This is a genomic window from Streptomyces sp. NPDC051136 (assembly GCF_044455745.1).
Lineage (GTDB): Bacteria > Actinomycetota > Actinomycetes > Streptomycetales > Streptomycetaceae > Streptomyces.
Window position 1 is genome coordinate 282,108 of record NZ_JBITFE010000001.1, and the last position, 21,240, is coordinate 303,347.

Sequence of the window (21,240 nt, forward strand, 5' to 3'; positions counted from 1 at the left end):
GGACAGTTCTGGGGCAGCCCCGGATGGTGCTGGCCGCCCCGGGGCAGACCAAGGCGCCGCCGGACGTCCCCGGGGCCGGGCCGACCGGCGCTCCGTCAGCCGGGGAAACGGCCCGTGCTGCCGCCCCGTCAGCCGGGGAAGCGGCCCGTGCTGCGCAGCGTCCAGCGCCGTTCGGCGTAGGCCAGGTCGTCCTGCCACAGACGCCCGGCCGTATGGCGCATGAGCGGGCGCAGCACGGGAGCGGCCGCCCGGGCGAATGCGAAGCCGGGCCGGTCCGAGACGGCGACGACCGCTTCGACCACGGCGGTGCGCGGACGCGCGTGATCCCGCTCGGTCAGCGGCGTCGCGTGCGTCTCCACGACGGACGTGGCGCCCTCGCCGTCGGTGATGCGCATGACGACCGTGCGCGGCCCCGGCGCCGTGAACTCGGCCCGCACCGGAACCACGAGCCGTCCCGCCACCCGGAAGGAGACGTCGACGACGAAGGCGTCGTCCTCGCCGCCCGTGGGCTCCCGCACCACCGTCAGGTCGACGAACGAGTACGGGTGGAACCACGAGCCGTGCCACGGATCGAGCCGGTTGGCCACCACGTCCTCAGGTTCGCACCGCCCCACCGTCGTGAACACCGCGTCCACCCCACGGCCCGTCGCCGGCCGGGCGGGCACCGCAGGCCGCTCGCCCGGCTCCTCACCACCCACCTCGTCCAGCCGCACCCAGACCAGTACGCCGTCGTCGTGCACGGGGAACGGCCGCCAGCCGGCGGACGGTGAACCGTCCAGCGCCAGGCCGTGCCAGTGGCAGACCAGCGTGCCGCACACCACCCGGCTGTCGCGCAGCGGGGCGCCCAGGTGCGGGCAGATGCCCGGACCGGCGCGGAGCCCGCCGTCCGCCGAGCGCCACAGCACCACCTCCACGCCACCGACCGTCCGGCCGTACGGGCGGTCACCCGCGCGCACGTCCCGGGAGGCACCGACGACGAACCAGTTGCCGGACGGACGGGCGGACGCCCGCTTCAGCGCGTCGGCGATGAGCGCCGGGCGTGCCTGGCGCCACGTCGGTGTCTGCGCCGCCCAGTCCGGGCCGGGCCCCCGCCGCCGCAACGGCGGCGACCACCGCCCGTCGGCCCTTCGACCACTCACCGCACCGACCCCTTCCATTCGACTCCCCGGTCATCCGCCGGTACCCCTCGCTGCGGGTCGCGCGCACGCCACCGGGCACCGGCCACCCGCAGCACACCGGCCGCGGCCGTCGCCGCCCGGCGACGCCGCGGGACCACGGCGCGCCGGTGCAGCACGCTGTAGTCCTGCTCGGCGATCGCGTCGAGAATCCCGCCGTACAGGACGAACGCGGCACGGATGCACGGCCGCACCCGCGGATCGAGCATGGCGATGCCCGGCTCCGCCGTCCGGTACACGTCCCGTGTCATGGCCTCCGCGGCGACGAGAGCGGCACGGATCCGGGGATCGCGCCGCCCGGTGCGGCGGCTCCACTCCAGCAGGGGCCGGTCCACACCGTGCGCGGCCAGCAGATCACCGGGCAGGTAGACGCGGCCCCGGTCGAGATCCTCGCCCACGTCGCGCAGGAAGTTGGTGAGCTGGAACGCCACGCCGAGAGCGGCGGCGTGCGGTGCCGCTTCCTCCCGGGGCGTGACCGTGCCGAGGACCGGCAGCATCTGCAGGCCGATCACCGCCGCCGAACCGTGCACGTACCCCTGGAGATCGGCGTACGTGGGGTACTGGGTGACGGTCAGGTCGGCGCGCATGGAGGACAGGAAGTCGCCGAAGAGGGCGTGATCGATGCGGTAGCGGGCGGCGGTGTCCGATACGGCCCGGACCACCGGTTCGGCGCCGGCTCCGGTGCGCAGCCCGTCGGCCAGGTCACCCTCCAGTCGGCGCAGCAGCCTCTCGCGCTCCTCCGGCGCGCGATGGCGGTCGTGGTCGTCCACGATGTCGTCCGCCCAGCGGGCGAAGCCGTACAGGGCGTGCACGGCGGAGCGCCGTTCCAGGGGCAGCAGGCGGGTGGCCAGGAAGTAGGTCTTGCCGTGGCGGGCGTTGAGCTGCCGGCACCGGGCGTAGGCGGCGCGCAGCGCGGGGTCGGTGATCCCGGCCGCGTCCAGTTCACGACGGGTCATCGGCACCCGCCGAGGCCGGGAGGGAGGAGGTGCCGGGCACCGCCGTGAAGTGACGCCGCCCGAGCGCGGGACCGACGGCGCCGGTGACGCGCGCGGCGGCCAGCTTGCCGCTGATGAGGACGGTCGGGACACCGACGCCCGGAGTGGTCCCGCACCCGGCGAGCACCACGTTGTCCAGCCCCCGTACGAGGTTGCGCGGGCGGAACGGTCCGGTCTGGGCGAAGGTGTGGGAGACCGAGAAGGGGCTGCCGGCCGCGTGCCCCTGCCTCGCCCAGTCGAGCGGCGTCACCAGCAGCTCTTCCCGGACGCTGTCCGCGAACCCGTCCAGGCCCCGGCGCTCCAGCTCGCCGACCAGCCGGTCGCGGTAGCGCGGGCCCAGCTCCCGCCACGCGGTGGCACCGGGCCCGACGGCGGTGTTGGGGCACGGGGCGAGGACGTAGTGGAGGTGGCGCCCCGGGGGTGCCAGGGCGGGATCGTGCGCGGTGGGACGGGTGATCAGGAGGGAGGGGTCGCTCATCAGCTCGCCGGTGCGGGTCAGCTCGTCGAAGGTCCGCTCCCACGCGGCGCCGAAGGAGACGGTGTGGTGGGCGAGTTGCGGCCAGGTGCGGTCGGTGCCCGCGTGCAGGATCACGGCGGACGGCGAGTGACGCAGCCGGACCGGCCGCCGGGGGGACCGGCCCAGCATTCCGTAGGCGGCGGGCAGCTCGCACGTGAGCACCACCGCGTCGCAGGGGACGCGGTCGCCGGAGGACAGCCGGACGGCCCGCACCCGGCCCCCCGAACGCTCCAGCGTGTCCACCTCGGCCCCCCAGCGCAGTTCGGCACCGGCGTCCGCCGCCGCGTCGGCCATGGCGCGGGGCAGGGCGTGCATGCCGCCCTTCGGGAACCAGACGCCGGCCACGGTGTCCATGTACGCGATCACCGCGTAGGCGGCGAGCGCGCGGGCCGGGGCCACCCCGGCGTACAGCGCCTGGAAGGAGAAGACGCGGCGCAGGCGTTCGTCGGACAGGAAGCGGCCGATGCGGCCGTCCAGGCGTCCGAAACCGCCCAGCGCCGCCAGCCGGGCCAGGTCCGGATGCAGCAGCTGGAGGGGCGAGTCGAAGTTGGTGTCGATGAAACGGCGCATCTGCACCCGGTACAGACGCTCCAGCCACAGCCGCAGGTCCCGGTAGCCGGCCGCCTGCACCGGTCCGGCGAAGCGGCGCACCTCCGCCTCCATCGCGTCACCGTCGGTGTGCACGTCGAGCGAGGAACCGTCCGCGAAGCACGCCCGGTAGGCCGGGTCCAGGGCCGTCAGCTCGACACGGCGGTGGAGGCTGTCCCCGACCGCGGCGAACGCCTCGTCGGCCAGGTGCGGCATGGTCAGCACGGTGGGCCCGGTGTCCAGCTCGTAGCCGCCCAGCCGCACCCGGCCTGCCCGGCCGCCGGGACCGTCGTCCCGTTCGACGACGGTGACCCGGCGGCCCGCGCCCAGCAGGTGCAGGGCACAGGCCAGCCCGGACAACCCGGCACCCACCACGACGACGTGATCGGTCCGTCCCGGCATCCTCTTCACGCGGCCCCCTCCCCGCCGTGCCGGGCCACGCCCGTCGCGCGGCCGACCAGCGCCGCGAACTCGCGCCGCACGGCGAGGGGTGCACCGGCGCGCTCGAAGTGGGTAAGGCTCAGGTCCGTCAGCTCCCCGATCTTCGACTCCACCAGGTCCCGGGCGCCGGTGCGCCGCAGCGCGGCCCGCATCCGCCGCACCGCCTTGTCGGACGTCGAGTCCGCGTCCGGGGCGAGCACCGCGGCGGAGTGGTGATCACCGGCGGCGTCGGCGAGCCGGACGGCGACGGCGAGGAGGTAGGTGAGCTTGCGGGAGCGCAGGTCGTCGTCGGCCGGCTTGCCGGTCCGAGCGGGGTCGCCGAAGGCACCCAGGAGGTCGTCGCGCAGCTGGAAGGCCAGCCCGGCGCACCGGCCGGCCGCCCGCAGCGCCTCCCGGACCCGTTCGTCGGCTCCGGCCAGGGACGCCCCCAGCGCGAGGGGCCGGGCGACGGTGTACAGCGCGCTCTTCAGGGTGGCGATGCCGAGGGCCTCGTCGACACCGGAGGACCGGGTGGCCTGCGCGTGCAGGTCGCGGTACTGCCCGGCGACCATCTCGGTGCGCATCGCCCGCCACTCCTCGTGCAGGTGCCGGCCGTGCGGCGTACCCAGCGCCGTCTCGGTCAGCAGATCGTCCGCCCAGGCCAGGGCCAGGTCACCGGCGAGGACCGCGGCCGACGTACCGAAGGACTCCGCCGAGCCGTGCAGGGCCGCGGCCCAGTGCCCCCGGGCGAGTTCGACGTGCAGCGCCGGTGCGCCGCGGCGCTGCACCGAGCCGTCCATCACGTCGTCGTGCACGAGGGCGCAGGCCTGGAGCAGTTCGAGGGCGGCTCCCGTGCGCAGGACGGCCGTGGTGTCTCCCGAGCCACCCGCGGCGCGCCAGCCGCAGAGGGCGAACGCGGTGCGCAGGCGTTTGCCTCCCCGCTCGGCGAGCGCGGCGAGGCGGCCGGCCAGGTCCCGGGCGAAGACCGGGTCCAGGGCACGGGCGTCACGCAGTCGTTCGTCGAGAACCCGCGCGAGGACGACGCCCACGGCGCTCGCCGCCCCGGTCGCGGTGACAGGGTCGTCGACGAGATCGGCCGGTGGGGCCACCATCGGCGGCAGTCCAGGCATGCACAACCCCTTCTCACTCTTGGTCATCCGCACGGCAGTGCTTCCGCCGGGCGCCCTGCCACGGATGCAGGGTTCCCGCCCGGATCGGATGCAGGGTTCCCATCCGGACCGGCTCCATTGCGGCCACCGCCACCCCAGCCGCCGGACGTCGTCCGCCTCATGGCGGGGTGTCACCCCGGGCGCGCTCCTGTGCGCGTACGTCCGCGAGATCGGTGAGCCGGTCCAGCTGCCGTACCGCCCTGGCGACGCGCTGGTTGCCGGCGAGCCGGTCCCGGTGACGGTCGAGGAAGGCCCAGTACCCGGCGGTGTAGGGGCACGCGTGCTCGCCGGTGCGGTCGCCGGGCCGGTGGACGCACGGGCCGCAGAAGTCGCTCATGCGGTTCACGTAGGCGCCGCCCGACGTGTACGGCTTGGTGGTCATCCGGCCGCCGTCGGCGTACTGGGACATGCCGACCACGTTGGGGAGCATCACCCAGTCGTAGCCGTCCACGAAGCAGCGGTGGAACCAGTCCGTGACGGCGGCGGGGTCCCAGCCGCGCTGGAGCGCGTGGCTGCCGAGGACCATCAGCCGGGGAATGTGGTGCGTCCAGCCCGTGTCGCGCACCTGGGCGAGGACGGTGCGCAGGCAGTTCGCCCGGACGGCGTCCGCGTCCAGGTCGTTCCACCAGCCGGGCAGCGGCGCGGTGTGCCGCAGCTCGTTGGAGCGCCGGTAGTCCTCGCCGAAGTACCAGTACAGCTGCCAGACGTACTCGCGCCAGCCCGCGACCTGGCGCACGAAGCCCTCCACGCTGTTCAGCGGCGCCCGGCCCTCCCGCCACGCCCGCTCGGCCTGCTCGACGCACTCGGCGGGGTCGAGCAGCCCGAGGTTCAGGGACGAGGAGAGCAGGCTGTGGCTCATCACTGGGTCGGCGGCGAGCATGGCGTCCTCGTACGGTCCGAACGTCGCCAGCCGGTGCTCGACGAAGCGCCGCAGTGCCCTTCGCGCCTCGTCCCGGGTGGCGGGGAACAGACGCGGCCCGTCCCGCCCGACGAAGGAGACGTCCCCGTCGCGCTCCCACCGGTCGAGGTCGTGACGGACCTCGTCGTCGATGTCGTCCTCGCGGGGCCGGTAAGGACGGCCGATCCGCAGGGCGTCGGCGCCGCGAGGGGGCGGCTCCCGGTTGTCGTGGTCGAGGTTCCACCGGCCCGACGCGGGCTGCTCGCCGTCCATGAGCAGGTCGTGGCCGCGGCGGACCCAGCGGTAGAAGTCCTCCTGCCGCAGGCGCTTGCCGCCGTGCCCGTCGGCCCAGGCGGCGAAGTCGTCCATGGGCACCAGGAACCCGCGCGCCGGGCCCACGGCGACCCGTTCGAGGGAACGCACCAGGCGGAGCGCCGCGTGCGAGGTCGGGTGGTGGACGCCGACCGGACGCCCCCGCGTCGCTCGCTCCAGTCCCTCCCGGTAGGTGTCCGCCCGTACGTACGTGACGCGGTCGCCGAGTTCGGCCGCGCGGTGGCGCATCGCGGACAGCACGAGATGCGCCTTGGCACGGTGGAAGCGGCGCCGCCGGAAGACGGAGCGGGCCTCGATCATGAGGAGGGGAGTGTCGTGCCCGGGACCCCCGTCGCCCGGGGTGAGGAAATGGGGTCCGAGCTGGTCGCCGAAGAGCCAGTGCACGACGGCTGCACGACCGTTCAGCGGTCTTCGGGCGACCGGCATGGAAGGTTCCTCTCCGCGGCGGCGGCTGCCCGGCCCACGCTAGACGCGGCAGGGCCGGTGGGCATGTCATCGGCGCCCCGCCGGGCGCGCCGCCTGCCGCCTCGTCGGGAACGGAGCGAGGCGCCCCGTCGAACGGCCTATGCGGGGCGCCGGTGGAGCAGCCGGCGTACCGGACCTCGATGGGCCGAGGGCCTGCTCCCCTTCGCCCAGCCGGACTGGGGTGGCCGCGTACAGGCTGCCGGCCCCCTCGTCGTCCTGCCGCAGCTCCCCGTCGCGGGGTCGGCGAGATCGACGAGAAGGAACTGCGGCGATTCCGGAGGGCTGACGAGACGCCCGGTACGAGCGGCGGCCCGGCGGCTCGGACAACCGGCCGCAGGCTGCCGGGGCCGACTGGGACGAAGGAGTGACGGCGAGAGGCGTCGGCTTCGGCGCTGTGGGTCAGGCCACCGTCACTTCCACCGCGGCCAGTCGCTCCGGCTCCGCGATCACGTCGATCGCGGTGAACAGACCGCTGTCGGGGTCCGTGGTGAAGGTGAGGAGCACGCGCAAGCGGCCCTGCGGAGCCATCACCAGGCCGTACGCGCCGTCCAGAAGGGCGGGGCCGGTGAACTGGGCGCGTCCGGTGGCCGCCATCGCACCCTTGGCGACCGTGTGCGCGCCGAGGACGACGACCCGATCCGGGGACGGAATCACGGCCGGGTCGGCGGTGAGGACGACGTCGGGGTGGAGCAGGGCGACCAGCGCCTCGAAGTCGCCGGTGCGAGTCGCCGCGAGAAACGCGTCGACCGCCCGCCGCCGACGGGAGGTGTCCGGCGCGGCGGGGGAGGTGCCCCGTATCCGGCGCCGCGCGCGGCTGGCCAGCTGGCGGGCGGAGGCCGGGGTGCGTTCGAGGATCGCGGCGATCTCGTCGAAGGAGACGGCGAAGAGGTCGTGCAGGACGAAGGCGAGCCGTTCGTCGGGCGTGAGCGTGTCGAGTACGACGAGGAGCGCGATGCCCACCGCGTCGGCGGCCTCCACTTCCTGCTCGGGGGTGGGGCTGTGGTCCGGGCGGTCGGTTCCGTGGGAGGTCTGAAGCTCCTCCTCGCGGCGCGCGACGCGGGAGCGAAGGGCGTTCAAGCAGGTCCGGGTGGCGATCGTGGTCAGCCAGCCGCCGATGTTCCGCACCTCGCCGACATCGGCGGCGCCCGCGCGCAGCCAGGTCTCCTGCACTGCGTCCTCGGCCTCCGCAAGGGAACCCAGCATGCGGTAGGCGACGGCGCGCAGGTGCGGGCGGTGAGCCTCGAAGTCCTCGGCCCGCAGGCCCGTCCCGAAACTTTTCTCGGCCATGTGTCACATCTCCCCACGGCGGCGTGTCAGAGCAGCGGAACCACCCTCCGTACGCCACACAAACGATCAACTGAGGGGTACATCATGACTGTTGACACCACGATCCTGGTCACCGGCGGCACCGGAACGCTCGGCCGCCACGTGCTGCCGCTGCTGCGCGAGGCGGCGCCCGCTCACCCGGTGCGGGTGCTCAGCCGCGGCGAACACGCGGACACCGACCACGTCACCTACGTCACCGGCGACCTGACGACCGGCGAGGGCGTCGCCGCCGCGATGGCCGGGGTGGACACGGTGCTGCACTTGGCCGGCGGCGCCAAGGGGGACGACGTGGTGGCCGCACACCTCGTCGCGGCGGCCCGGGAGGCGGGGGTGCGGCACCTCGTGCACATCTCGGTGATCGGCGCCGACCGGATGCCGATGGCCTGGTTCGCGACGCAGCGCGCGGCGGAGGAGGCGATCACCGGTTCGGGCATCGCGTGGACGATGCTGCGGGCCGCTCAGTTCCACGACCTGGTGCACCAGATGGTCGCCAAGATGGCCAAGCTGCCCTTCGTCCCGGCGCCCGGGATGCGCCTGGAGCCCGTCGACGTCCGCGACGTCGCGCAGCGCCTGGTCGAGTTGACCCTCGGCCAACCGGCCGGTCTGGTCGCGGAGCTGGCCGGACCGAAGGTGTACACGATGGATGACGTGGTCCGCTCGTACCTGACCGCCACCGGACGCCGGCGCCCGGTCCTCGGGCTGCGGATGCCCGGCAAGGCCGGCCGCGCGTACCGTGACGGCGTCAACCTCGCTTCGGCGCGGGCCGCGCACGGCGACCGGACCTGGGAATCGTTCCTGACGGAACGGGCCGCCTGAGACGGCGTTTCCGGTCAGGCGGGAGCGGACGGCGGGACCTGCGCAGCCCGCCGGCAGGCCGTGGGCGCCGGCCGTCGGGGCGTCGGCCGTCCCGGCGCCGGTACGCGGAGCGCCGCAGGGCGGCGGGTCACTTCGTCGGCCAGATACGTGGGTCTACTGTGATCATGGACCGAAGGGGGACGGCGCGTGGGCAAGGTGGCGGATCTCATCTGCTATCCCGTCAAGGGGTGTGCGGGCACGCCGATGAGCGATGCGCTCCTGACGCCGGCCGGCCTCGCCCACGACCGCAGTTTCATGGTCATCGGCGAGGAGGGAGTCTTCCGCACCCAGCGCCGGCATCCCCGCCTCGCTCTGATCCGGCCCACCGTGAGCATCGACGGCACGCGGATCACCCTTGCCGCGGCCGACGCGACGAGCCGCTTCGGCACCGTGTGTCTCGACGTGACGACATCCGCGCCGCGGCGCGACGTCGACCTGTTCGGCGCCGCCTTCCAGGGCATCGACCAGGGAGAGGAAGCCGCCGCCTGGCTGTCGGATTTCCTCGGCACCCCCAGCCGTCTGGTCCGCGTGCCGCCGGAGCACGACCGGATCGCCGACGGCCTGACCCCCGGCCCCTCCGGCTATGCCGACAGCAGTGCCGTGCACCTGCTGACCCGCGCCTCCCTCGCCCTCCTCAACCAGCGGATGGCCGAGCGTGGTGCCCCCGCCTTGTCGATGAACCGCTTCCGCCCGAACATCGTCGTCGAGAGCCACGACGGTCACGACCACGACGGCGGGGACTGGGCTGCGCTGCCGCACGCCGAGGATCGCGCCCGCCGCATCACCATCGGTGACACCGAGTTGGGCTTCGCCAAGCTCGCGGTGCGCTGTGCCGTCACTCTGGTCGAGCAGGACACCGGAGCCCGGCGAGGGCCGGAGCCACTGCGCACCCTCGCCGACTACCGGCGTGCGGCGCCCGGCGGCGTGGTGTTCGGCGCGAAGTTCTCCGTGATCACACCGGGGAAGCTGTCGGTCGGCAACGAGGTGCTCGTTGAGGAGTGGGGCGACGCCCGTACGTAGGAACACAACGAAGTCGTCTGCGAGGGAGGGGGATCACTCGGGTGCGCGAAGACGGATGCGGCCTGACCTTCCCGCCGGATCCGTCCCCGCGCCGGGAGACGGGTGTTCGGACAGGTGCTTGATGGCCACGGAAAACAGCCTGATGTGCACGGAAGTGCAGGTGAGGAACCTTTTGCCTTAGTCATGTCGACGTTCCCCGAGATCGTCGAGTCCGAAGCGTGCCGGTGTACAGTGTTGAGCGCCCTTGACCTGCACAAAGCAGGCAGGGAGCCGTCTCCCAGGAGTTCAACATGCTGCGCACCATGTTCAAGTCCAAGATCTAGTATCTGGGCGTTTGTGCAGGTCAGAGGCGTAGTAGGGTCGCTCAGGTCAGCAATTGGTCAGCATCGGGTGCGAGGGCGTCCTGGCTTGCTGACCTGGTGGCCGCTGCGGCGGAGGGCCTGGGCGCAGGTGCCCGGCTCCCGCTCGGAAGGTGCGTCACGTGGCTCGTCAGCTCGCTCGCGGTATGGGGTCGTTCTTCAAGGACTGCGGCTGTGCCAGGCCGACGCGGTGCCTGCACCCGTACACGATCCGTTTCCGTAACGGCGTGGGGAAGCAGCTTGAGGAGGGTGGCTTCGCAACGCAGGACGAGGCGATCGACCGCCTCATAGAGGTCTACGCGGAGAAGAAACGCACGGAGCCGTCTGTCGCGGAGGCGCGCCGGGAGTTGGGTCAGCAGACGGTCGCGGAGTTCGCGAGGCAGTGGTTGCGTCGGCAGCGTCGTATGACCGTGTACTCGACGGGCGAGCACGTCAGCAGCTCCATCAACGTGCATATCGTTCCGCGTCTGGGGTCACGGAAGTTGATATCCGTCACGCCGATGGTGGTGGAGCGCTTTCTGGATGATTTGGAGGCCGACTGTGTCGGCCGGGGTAATCAGGTCAATATTTTGCGTGCGCTCAAGGCGATTCTGCGGGACGCCTATGACAAGGGGGCGATGGCTGATGACCCGGTGAGGGGGGTGCAGGAGCCAGAGTACGTTCGTCAGAGGGTGGTCATTCCGGACCTGGCTTATGTGAGGCGGGCTCTGGCTGTGGCGGGTGAGGACCTTGCTCTGGAGATCGTGATGATGGTGGGGTGCGGGCTGCGTAACGGCGAAGCGCGGGCCGTGAACGTCAACAATCTGGTGGCGGATGACGTGTACCGGGTGCACGAGCAGATCCACTCCAACACGCACCGGCCGGCGAAGCTGAAGCATCGCAAGGTGGGGGAGTTCCGGGAGGTTCCGCTGCCCCGCTCGGTACGGGAGGCGATCGAACGCTATGAGGCAAAGCACGGCACCACGCGGGAGGGGAATCTGCTGCGGGGGCCGAGCGGGTACTACACGGAGCCGATGGAACGCCGGCGCGTCCGCGCACTCTTCGAGAAGCTGCCTGTGGTGGACGGGATGGGGATGTACGGCTTCCGGCACTACTTCGCCTCTAACGCTCTTGGCAGAGGCATTCCGATCACGGACGTGGCCGAGTGGATGGGGCACAAGTCGATCGAGGAGACGTACCGGACCTACCGGCACCTGATGCCGGGAAGTATCACCAAGGCGGCGCGTGTCCTTGACGCGGGACTCTGGGACGCGGCTTGACACCGTGGCGAAACCTGTCGTGCTGCCCTCTGGTTGGGCTGCACCGGCACCACATGGCACAGGTTGTAGAGGCCGTCCAGGGGCGTCTACGTCAGTCCAGCAGAGGCAGGAAATTGCGCTTCAGAGCCTTTTGGTCCGGGAGGGTCTGCCTATAGGTGTGATCCCATGTGCCCTCAGCTCTGTGGACCGTGGCTGTCCCCCTCGGCTGTCCTCATCCCGCGTTCGCGGCTCCGCGATGAAGCGGCAGCACCGTCACCGCGGCGAGGACGGAGCCAGTGACGCAGCGTGCCCCAGCAGGCAGCAGCCGGGATAGCCGCGCCGGGTGAGTGACAGTGCTGATCCCTTGAGGACCTCAGTGGTCGGGCTGGCAAGTCGCTCAGATCGGCGGTGCGTTGGTGTGCGGGCTGCGACAATGAACAACTGCTGTTGCAGAGTAGAGGGCGGCTGGCGCAGAAGTGATCTGCCCAGCTCGGGAAGGCGGGGTGTGTGAGGGCGTGGTTTGAGCGCATGGCGTCGATTCCCGGGATGACGTTCGGCGGGAGTCCCGGCGTCGCCCGTGGCAGGCTGCCCGAAGCGGGGGTGCGCCCGGATGAGTCGTTCGGCAGCGCGATGTGGCCCATCCCCGAGGGACACACCTCTGCGACGCCGGCCAGCCGGCACGTAGCGCACGACGTACACGGCGAGGAGCTGATCGCTCGAGTGTGGGAGGCTCTGGAGCTTCCGGGTTCGGCGATGGACTACCACTTCGTCTTGCAGAACGCGGTCGAGAGGTTGTGGAGTACACGCCGTGCGCACCCTGCGGCACTGGAACTGCTCGAAGTGTTCGCCCTCTTGGATCTGGAGCTGATGGAGGCTGCGCCCGAGGCTGTGTCGTTCGAGGACATGGAGGCGGGAAGGTTCGTGCGGGTCACCTCTGTGCCCCGGCTGATCGGCCTGCTGGAGCGCGAGGGCGCCTTCGTCGAGGCACTCACGGTGTCGAGGCGACTGGTCCGCTTCGGTCAGGGCGAGGACGCAGTGGCCCGGCTGTCGGAGAAGGCCGGTGCGCTGGCAGCCGAGACCACGACGGCGGGCGGGGCACGGTGAGCGTTGGGCTGGAACGGCTCGTGCCTGCCGCGTCTTACCTGGAGGAAGCTTTCTTGCGGTGGGTTCTCACCCCTGCCGCAGATGCGGCCATCGTGCAGCGGGTGCACAGCCAGTACCCGGTCACCGTGCAGGAGCGCACCTACCGGTTGGACTATCTAATCGTGGGCCAGACGCTGCGGCTGGCCGTCGAGCTGGACGGCTTCGCGTTCCACAGCGACCGGGCAGCATTCACCTACGACCGGCTGCGGCAGAACGACCTGGCCGCCACTGGCCTGACGGTTCTGCGGTTCTCCTACGACGCGGTGCGCACGGACACGGCGCGCTGCGTGGCCCAGCTGCAGGCGATGCTGCGGCGCGATCCGGTGCTCGCTGCACTGGTGACAGCGCTGCCGGTCGTCGAGGTTCCGGACATGGCCGGCAACCCGATGCTTGCCGCCGGCCCGCCCCGTGGCATAGGCGCGTACGGGCCAGTGGCGGAGAGCTCCTACTTCGACGAGGTGCGGGAACGGGTCGACCGGGGGCCGCTGCGGTCCTGCCAGGACGAAGCGCTGGTCGCGCTGGCGAATTACTACGCCAGCGGCGGCCGGAATGCGGCCGCGGTGATGGCGGTCGGGGCCGGCAAGACGGCCCTGGGCGTGGCGGCGGCGCTGTCGTTTACCCGGCGGCGGGCGCTGGTAGTGACTCCGGGGTCGGTGATCCGCGGCACTTTCGCGTCGGCGCTCGATGCGGGGGCGCCGGGTAATGTGCTGTACGGGCTGGCGGGCGGGCCGATGCTGCCCGGCGCCCGCCCGCCGTCGACGCTGGTGCTGGATGCGGACGGGGAGCAGATCAGCCGGGTCGGCCGTGAGCGGCTGCTGGCCGCGGACATCGTGGTCACGAACTTCCACGCCCTGGGCACGGGGGACAAGAGCGGGGACCTGCTGGCGAAGCTGGAGCCGGAGGACGTCGACTTCATCGTGGTCGACGAGGCGCACATCGCGGCCAGCGACTCCTACCAGCGGCTGTTCGCACATTTCCCGCAGGCGCGGACGCTGTTGATGTCGGCGTGCTTCACACGCCTGGACGGCAGACCGATCGACGCGGATGTCGTCTATCGCTACCGGCTGGTGGACTCCGTCGCGGACGGGGCAGCGAAGAACCTGCGGGTGCACCGGTTCGCACCCGAGACGGCGTCGACGGTGTATGAGGCGGTGTGGCCGGACGGGCGGCGCGAGCAGGTCGTGGGCCGTGATGCACTGCTGCGTGTGCTGGGGGACGAGCGGAAGCTGGCACGGATCACCGCGCAGTCCGAGGCGCCGATCCGGCAGGTGATGGCGGTGACCCGAGCGTGTCTGGACATGCAGGCCAAGCTGTTGGCCCCCATCAGGCCGCGGGTGCTGTTCGCGGCGATGGGCCAGGCCCACGCTGAGCAGATCGCACGGATCGCTGAGGAGCACGGCATCGCCTGCGCCACGCTGCACCACAGCATGCCGGCCTCGGCGATCGCCGCGACACGGCGCCGGTTCGAGTCGGAGGCGGGCGACCTCGAGGGCATCGTGCAATTGCGGATGCTCGGCCAGGGCTACGACTTCCCTCCCATCACCGTCGTCGTGCCGTTGCGGCCGTATGGCAGCTTCGGCGAGTTCTACCAATTCGCCGGCCGCGGCGTCCGCGTCCTGCGCCACCCCCGTCTCGCCCCTGACCAGCAGTACCTGGACATGGTCTGCCACACAGAGCTCGGCCTGGAGGAGCACTTGGAGGCTTTGTGCGCGGACAACGACATGGACCCTACGGTCCTGCTCGAGGCACCGCTGATCGACACCGGCATGCTGGAGAGCGTTCTCGACGGCCGTGGCGGTGCCCCGGACGGGACCAACCCGGCGGGTGAGGGCGGGATGGACGCGTTCGTGCTGTACGAGCGGGGCCGGGTCGAGGAGCGTGTGATCCACGGCGTGGACCGGGTCGAGGCACGGCGGGCGGAGCGGGAGCAGCGGCTGCTGGCCCAGCGCTACGCCGTCTACGCGCAGAGCACCGCCTCCCCGGTCCCGTTCGAGCAGTTCGTCGACTACATGTGGAGGCTGACCGGTGGCACGTGACCCGTCGTACTGGTGGCATCCGGCCACCCAGGCCGACCCCGGAGAAGCCCTCCGCCTGGAGGCGGCGGCCGGACAGCAGCAGCGGTTCGCCGAGCTCGACGCCCTGGCGGCCCGACTGCTCGGCGCTGCCCTGGCCGGACAGCCGCTGGCCACCGTCACTCCCGGCCGGGGACGCGACACCCCCGACAGGGCCGAGGTGACGGCCCTCACCCCAGCAGAAGCAGCCCTGTGTGCCGGCTTCTTCAGCGTCCAGGAGCAGCACAAGCGCGGCGCGTGGTACCTGCCGGAGAAACTGTCCGTGAAGGCGGGGGCGGTCAACCTGCCGCATCTGCTGCGGGAACGTCCCGGCCACGCTCTGACACTGGCCGCCGATGAGACCGCCCGGCTCACCGCTGTGGAGGGCGCGGACACCATCCTGCTGTGGGCGCTGCTGGTGCCGTTGTTCGAGACATTGCTGCAGCCCGTCCGGCTGCGAGCGGCGGGAGACATCTTCCCGCCCACGCAGCAGCAGCGGTTCTGGACTGTGATCGAAGAGCGCTACCGGCTTTTGGGCATTGGGGACGGTGCGCTGGAAGCTTTCCGCTACGGCGGCGCTTGGCCGACTCTGGACCGTGCGGGACAGCAGCAGGCCCGCCTGGAGCTGCTGGACACCCTCGCCGCTGCCGACCTCACACAACTCGTCGCCCGCCACCGCATCCAGCAGCTCCAGGCCCTGATGTCCGGCTTCGCCAAGAAGGCCAGGGCCGGCACGGCCCTGGCGCGCCGGATACTCACCAAAGAACTGCAGCCTGTCGTCTCCGCGTACTTCGCAGGCGACTGGCTGGCCGCTCTGGACTACCTTCAGGCTCCTGTCCACCCGGACGAGGAAATCATCACCGCTCTTCCTGAGCCCCGCCTGTATGTGGGCACGTCCGTCCAGACAGCCGACGTTGCTGCCGAGGCGGGCATCGCGGAAGCCGAGGTGCAGGCCATGCTGGCCGCCTTCCTCGGCGGGGGCAGTTCCGTGTCCCCGGTGGAGGAGCGGACTGCTGCCCTGCGTCGCTGGTGGGCGGGTTTCGACCAGGCGCATGCGGTCCAGGCGCCGGGGATGCCGTCCTTGTGGGGTCTGGTCGACGAGGAACTGATGAGTCTGTCGCGGACCGAGCAGGGTTTCACCCCTCAGCTGTACCAGCAGTGTCTGCCCGCCGACGTCCTCGATGAGGTCGGACGGCTGTGGGCGACAGTGACGCTGCAGCGGTATCCCGGCCGTATCGTCAGCAATCCGCGGCCGCACCGGATCATGGCCGATGCGCTGGGTCCGGCGGGCGAGTTCTGGCACGGCGTGGGTCTGACCGCCTGGTTCGTGTGCGAAGGGCCGTACTCCCGCACCACCCTGGGCCGCGCCGACCGCTACTACAGCAAGTCTTTGGCAGCCCTGCGCGCGGCGGGCTGCCCCGTCGACCCGTCCTTCTTCCGCGAGCTGGCTGCTGCCGAACAGCTGCTGGGGCCGGAGGAGGACATCACCGACAGCACAAGCAGCACGGTCGAAACTCCCTACGGTCAGGTGATCTTCACCTCCGGCATGAGCGGCCGCACCCGCCGCAAGGGCTTCGAAGGGGTGCGGGACCTCATCACCCTCTACCGGCGTGCCTGGACCGAACAGCACCTCGCAACCTACCTGCAGCACCGGTGGCGCACCGAGCTGGAAAGCGTCGCGCACCAGCTCCACCGGCACGTCGCTGCCAAAGGGAAGCCGCCCACACTCACCCAGTTTTCCCGGTTCGCCACGGAAACCGCCAACCACTGGACCGGCGGCGACCTGGGAGCGCTGTACACAGCCATCGGCGAGCCGGCACCGTCCGAGCAGGAACAGCCTGCTCATTTGCTGACAGGCGACGGATATGACGTGGCCCGGCGGGTGTATCGGGCACTGGGGGGTGAGCCTGTCGACCACGACACGTGGTTGAACAGGCCGGAGGAGACCCAGCGGCAGTGGCAGCTTGGCCGGCTGGCCGCCGAGAGTCTGCGCTATCTGCAACTGCAGGAGGCCCTCGGGCAGCCCCCGACGGCCAAACAGTTCGGGGCCCAGCGTCTGCGCTGGCCCTGGCCCGGCGAGGAGGCAGAGGGCTGGCCTCGCCTCCAGCAGGTTCTCGCTGCGCTCACCGGCATCAGCTCTGCCTCGGAACAAAGCCTCTCCCTCGCTGACGGCTCGACCGTGGTGGTCCGCCCTCGGGACGGCGGACAGCAGATGCTGGCCAAGGGAGCCAACGCGCCCCTGGCACCCGAAGAGGCCGCCATCCGCGTCACTGCCTCCGGCGTGCCCGTGGACGTGTCCGCAGTGCTACTCACCGACGAGGGCAGAGTCCGCAGCGATGACGACCTGGTCTTCTACAACCACCCCTTCCAAGACGGGGTTCGCGTTGACGGCGGGACCGTCACTGCCGAGCTGGGCCTCATCCCGGAAGGCGTCAGCAGCATCGCCATCGTCGTCAGCGTCGATCCCGAGGGTCCGCCCGGCGCAGTCTTGGACCAGAACACCGTGTGGGAGGCACAGATCACTCAGCCGTCCGGCGCCCGGCTGTCCTTCGTGCCGCCGCCGTTCACGGGGGGAGAGACGGTGGCCGTCGCGGTGGAGGTTTACCGCCGTACGGGTAGCTGGAAAGTCCGCGCAGTCGGGCAGGGCTACGCCAGCGGACTGGCAGGTCTGGCCACCGACTACGGCATCGATGTGGAGGCTTGAACCGGACGCACAGCGGGTGGGGGATGGCAGGTCGTCATGGTCAGGTCTGCTGCCCTGGTGGCCTGCAGTCCAGCACTTTGGCCTGCACGGGAAGCCGATGGGCTGCGGCCTGTTGGTGCTGTTGCTGCTCGATCTGCTCCCCGGCTGTGGGCCGGGGAGCAGACCGGCCGCCTGTTGGTGTCCCAGATGTCGCAGTCGAAGAATCCGACCAGGAGGATGCCGGCCGTGCGGGAGTGGCTCAGGTAGCGGGCTACCAGTTGGTCGGTCAGTGCCGTGGGGAGTGTGGGGTTCCAGCACCCCTTGCACTTGAGGACAACCGTGACCGGGGCCGGGTCGTCGGGAGCAGTGGCGGCCTGGATGTGGATGTCGGTGCGGCCTCCTCCCCCGACGCCGGGGCGGTTGACCTGGCCCATCTGAAGCAGGCTCTGGCTGTCGCAGGTGACGACAAGGTCACCCCCGCATCCCTGGATGGGCCCCACCCCGGCCAGCGCACCACGGCCCGCCTTCAGCCGCCTCTCGTACGCGCTGTCTTGAGCCGCTCGATCCCACGCAGCGGCACGCCGGCTGAAGCCAGCATCCACCGCCGATCTCTGAGCTATCAGCGCCTGATCGTGCGCTTTCGCATCGTCGTGCGTTTTCGCGCGCCTGTCCGCGTCTCGGGCGTTGTCAGTGCCGGGTGCGACGATGCAGTCGTGACAAAGCCGAACCTCTCCGAATCCGGCACACTGCGAGAGCCTGAAGGCACCAGCGGTGATCGCGGACCGGCCGCGGACGTCTGGGCGCCATGTGCCGGAGATCCGAACCTGCGCACTCCTCCTCCGGCTGGTTCCCCGGGGCGCACGCCTGCGGGAGCGGATCTGGATCTGCATCTTGGCTGGGACCGTTTCGAGAAGCTGATGCTGGCCCTGGCCCGCCGTGCACTGGGCCTGCGGGACATCCGCTTTCGGCGTTACGGGGTCCAGGGGCAAGAGCAGCACGGCATCGACCTGGCTGGTCGGGAGCCGACGGGTGACTACGCGGTCATCCAGTGCAAGGACTACGCGGCGTTCACCGCCGGGGACCTGCGCAAGGCGGTCGAGAAGTTCGCCGTCGGTCGGCGTCCCTTCGATGCAGGCCGTCTGATTGTGGCGACTTCTGCCTCCACCGAGGCCACGCAGCTGGCCGACGAGCTGGCCGCGCTTCAGCTCCAATATTCTGATCTCGACTTGGACCTGTGGGGAGCCGAGCAGATCAACCAGCACCTGCGCTACTGCGGCGACATCGTCGCCCAGTTCTGGACGCGGGAGACGGCGGCCGACTTCTGCACGGGCGCTCCGCTGCCAGGGGTGCCGGCTCCACCGCCGGACCGGCAGGAGCAAGCCGAGAGGGTCCTCATCGGGCCCCTCAACACAGATGATGTGGCGCCGATGCTGCGGGCCGCGGACAGCAGGCGGACCGAGGCACCGGCGGAGTCAGCCAGGCTCTACGGAGACTTGGCGCACCGGCTGTACGTCGCCGGGTACCGGGGACATGCCACCGTCTTGCGGAAAAAGCAGCTCGAGGCGCTCCAAGAGGGCGGTCTGTTCGACGAGGCAGCCGGCTTGGCGGCCGAACTTGCCGCAGCCGCACTCCACCACGGAGACAGCGATCAGGCACGGATCCTGGGCCACCAGCTCGAGCAGTTCGCCCGCGACGCGGCCAGCTCCCGCACACCAGAGGCTTCGGTCACGGCACGTCACGCCGCCCTCATCAACGCGGCCGCCCAGGACATCGCCCACCCTCTGACCATGAGCCGTCTGGCCCCCGCCCTGGAAGCCGGCGACGAACACGCCCCCGACTACCGGCCGCTTCTGGTCCTTATGCTCGGCGAGTACCGGCTCGCCACCGAGTTCCATACGCTCGAGGAACTCGACGGCCTCATCAGCGCAGCCCTCGCACAGGCAAAAGACCAGCCAGTAACGGAACAGACGCAGGACATTGTTGTGCGCCTGCGTCTGCTGCGAGCCGAATACGACATCGCGCAACGGCAGGAGTTGCTCCGCGAGGCCAGACGGCACCGGATGAAGGGCCGTCACGCAGCACTCGTCAGTGCGCGCGAGGCGCGACGCTGCGCCCTCGAAGGCCGGGCAGAGGAAGCAGTGGAGAACTGGAGGGATGCCGTCCAGGACGGCATCCACGCGGGACTTGCCGAAGAGGCCGCCGACTGGCTTTACGCCATCCGCGCGGCCAACGCACGGTACGGACCGTGGATGACCGAGATCGATGACGAGCATCGCCTTGCCCAGGCACTGCGCACGACGGGCACCGGTCGTCTGTTGGACCGCATCCGGGATCCCAGAGCACAGGCGATGTCGGCGCTGGTGAGGGGCAAGCCCACCGAGGCGGTCCTTGCGGCTCGGCGCTGGCTGGCCGACAGCGTGGTCACCGGGAGTTGGGCGGACGAGAGCGAAGCCGTGACGGTGATCGCGGACCTCTACCGCGATCACAGCGAACCCGCCCTGGCGGCGGCCTACTACCAGCGCGCCGGAAGCAGCGAGAAGCTCGAACAGCTCACCAAGGGCATGGGAGATGAACTGCTTCCCCTGGTGCCCGGCGTGAGCCAGCCGTGGTGGGTCCTGCGTGCACGGGCAGCCCTCATTGCGGCACAAGCCGACCTGGGCGAGGACGCGGCGGCCCACGAGCTGTTCGAGGAGATGCTGGACCTGGCCGTACGCGGCAGGGCTGGTGAACTCGTCGATTCGCCTACACGGTCCCTGGCCGTGCAGGCCGCGAAGAGCGCCTGCGCTCTCGCCTCGCGCAGCTCACCTGAACAGGCCGCAGCACTGCTGGACCTGCTCAGCTCCGACGTCCCCCGCCAACCCCATCAGTACAGTTACACCGATGACGAGCACGCGACCGCATGCGTGGCCATCGCCATGGCACACCCCGAACTCGCCATGCGCGCCCTCACCAGGCTGTTCGATCTCGCCGACGTCCACACCGACAAAGCTCTGAACGTACTTCTAAGGGATCAGACGCTGCGCCTGCTGGGCGCCTGGCCGCAGGGCGACAGCTCGGCTGTCGGCACTGCCTCCTGCAGCCCGCTGAGCGATGACGAACAGAACACCCTGCGCGGGCGAGCCGACGAGCTGGTCAAGCGGGAACACTACCTGTCCAACGTGATCCAGGCTGCCCTCACCCCCGGCCATCCCGACGTGCAGGAGCGCGCCAGGACGGCTCGGGATCGCATTCTGAGTCGGCCTGAGCCGGAGCCCAACTCCATGTCCCTGGGTAGCACGATGGTTCCCGACTCGGCCATGGTCTGTCACCTCGCCTCCGATGATCAGCGAGCCTGCCTGAACAAGCTCCTTGCCGTGGCGAGTGATCGACGAGAGTCGGCGTCCAACCGGCAGGACGCTTTGATCGGCGCTCGCAATCTCGTCGTCGACCAGGAATCGGAGACCAAGGGCACCACCTTCCGTGCGAGTCAGCCCTTCGTTCTGGGCGCGCTCGACGGAAGCCGACTCGACGAGTTCACGGGCCAGGCCCACCCCCTCAGTACCTTGAAGATCAACCTGGGATCCGCGTCGCTGCGCGGCCCCGGACTGCGCCTGGCTGCTGCCTCAGCGACAACAGCTGACGAGCAGGAATGGGTCAAAGAACAGGCAGTTGAACTCCTGCGCAGCGACGATGCCCATGACGTCCAGGAAGCAGCCCTGACACTCAACAGCCTCCCAAGCGACGTCACAGGGGACATTGACGCCCGCGCTCTGGCCGACCACAGCCATGTCACGGTTCGGCAGCTCAGCGCAGTGCTGTGTATGCAGCAGCCCCAGCGCTTTGCCGATACCACGGCTCGTCTTGCCGCAGACCCGAGCGTCCGAGTGCGCCGTACTCTGGCCGAAGCGGCGACAGCTCATGCAGGCCGTGACGCTCCACCAGTAGTCGCGGGACTTCTGGACCGTCTTGGCAAGGACCCCCGGCACAGTGTCCGCGTCTTGGTGCGAGTCCGGTAGAACAAATCTT

Annotated in this window: 13 protein-coding genes; 7 read left to right on the forward strand and 6 right to left on the reverse strand. The window is 70.8% G+C overall.

The features are described 5' to 3' along the window. Positions 1-128: 128 nt before the first annotated feature. The 6 genes from ACIBCJ_RS01165 to ACIBCJ_RS01190 all read right to left on the reverse strand — a co-directional run bounded on the left by ACIBCJ_RS01165 (position 129) and on the right by ACIBCJ_RS01190 (position 7,847). Entirely contained in the window at positions 129-1,139 is a 1,011-nt protein-coding gene (locus tag ACIBCJ_RS01165; RefSeq protein WP_365978851.1) for a DUF5914 domain-containing protein, read from the reverse strand. Then, positions 1,136-2,131, reverse strand: a complete 996-nt coding sequence (locus ACIBCJ_RS01170; RefSeq protein WP_365978850.1) for a phytoene/squalene synthase family protein — start codon at positions 2,129-2,131, stop codon at positions 1,136-1,138. The genes ACIBCJ_RS01165 and ACIBCJ_RS01170 overlap by 4 nt, the downstream gene beginning before the upstream one ends. Then, positions 2,118-3,677, reverse strand: coding sequence for a phytoene desaturase (locus ACIBCJ_RS01175; RefSeq protein WP_365978929.1), 1,560 nt, complete (start codon positions 3,675-3,677; stop codon positions 2,118-2,120). Before ACIBCJ_RS01175 ends, ACIBCJ_RS01170 begins: the two co-directional genes overlap by 14 nt. A 5-nt stretch (positions 3,678-3,682) precedes the next feature. Next, positions 3,683-4,825: a polyprenyl synthetase family protein gene (locus ACIBCJ_RS01180; RefSeq protein ID WP_362091544.1), complete on the reverse strand. Its 1,143-nt coding sequence runs from the start codon at positions 4,823-4,825 to the stop codon at positions 3,683-3,685. Positions 4,826-4,982: 157 nt separating this feature from the next. After that, positions 4,983-6,479, reverse strand: coding sequence for a cryptochrome/photolyase family protein (locus ACIBCJ_RS01185; RefSeq protein WP_365978928.1), 1,497 nt, complete (start codon positions 6,477-6,479; stop codon positions 4,983-4,985). Positions 6,480-6,959: 480 nt separating this feature from the next. Further along, complete coding sequence (locus ACIBCJ_RS01190) at positions 6,960-7,847, reverse strand: sigma-70 family RNA polymerase sigma factor (RefSeq protein ID WP_365978849.1); 888 nt, start codon at positions 7,845-7,847, stop codon at positions 6,960-6,962. An 84-nt stretch (positions 7,848-7,931) separates the two neighbouring features. On the opposite strand from ACIBCJ_RS01190, the gene ACIBCJ_RS01195 reads away from it, so the two are divergent. The 7 genes from ACIBCJ_RS01195 (at position 7,932) to ACIBCJ_RS01225 (ending at position 21,230) form a co-directional block, all read left to right on the forward strand. After that, positions 7,932-8,702 carry an SDR family oxidoreductase gene (locus ACIBCJ_RS01195; protein ID WP_365978848.1) on the forward strand — a complete coding sequence of 257 codons (771 nt, stop codon included), beginning with the start codon at positions 7,932-7,934 and terminating at the stop codon, positions 8,700-8,702. A 186-nt stretch (positions 8,703-8,888) separates the two neighbouring features. Then, positions 8,889-9,761, forward strand: coding sequence for an MOSC N-terminal beta barrel domain-containing protein (locus ACIBCJ_RS01200; RefSeq protein ID WP_365978847.1), 873 nt, complete (start codon positions 8,889-8,891; stop codon positions 9,759-9,761). Positions 9,762-10,242: 481 nt separating this feature from the next. After that, positions 10,243-11,379: a tyrosine-type recombinase/integrase gene (locus ACIBCJ_RS01205; RefSeq protein WP_365978846.1), complete on the forward strand. Its 1,137-nt coding sequence runs from the start codon at positions 10,243-10,245 to the stop codon at positions 11,377-11,379. A gap of 507 nt (positions 11,380-11,886) precedes the next feature. Next, on the forward strand, positions 11,887-12,462 hold the full coding sequence (locus ACIBCJ_RS01210; RefSeq protein WP_365978845.1) for a hypothetical protein: 576 nt from the start codon (positions 11,887-11,889) through the stop codon (positions 12,460-12,462). Between the two features lie 101 nt (positions 12,463-12,563). Beyond that, entirely contained in the window at positions 12,564-14,537 is a 1,974-nt protein-coding gene (locus ACIBCJ_RS01215; protein ID WP_365978844.1) for a DEAD/DEAH box helicase family protein, read from the forward strand. Further along, positions 14,527-17,256: a TerD family protein gene (locus tag ACIBCJ_RS01220; RefSeq protein ID WP_365978843.1), complete on the forward strand. Its 2,730-nt coding sequence runs from the start codon at positions 14,527-14,529 to the stop codon at positions 17,254-17,256. Before ACIBCJ_RS01215 ends, ACIBCJ_RS01220 begins: the two co-directional genes overlap by 11 nt. Positions 17,257-17,786: 530 nt before the next feature. Beyond that, on the forward strand, positions 17,787-21,230 hold the full coding sequence (locus ACIBCJ_RS01225) for a hypothetical protein (protein ID WP_365978842.1): 3,444 nt from the start codon (positions 17,787-17,789) through the stop codon (positions 21,228-21,230). The last annotated feature ends 10 nt before the right edge of the window (positions 21,231-21,240 follow it).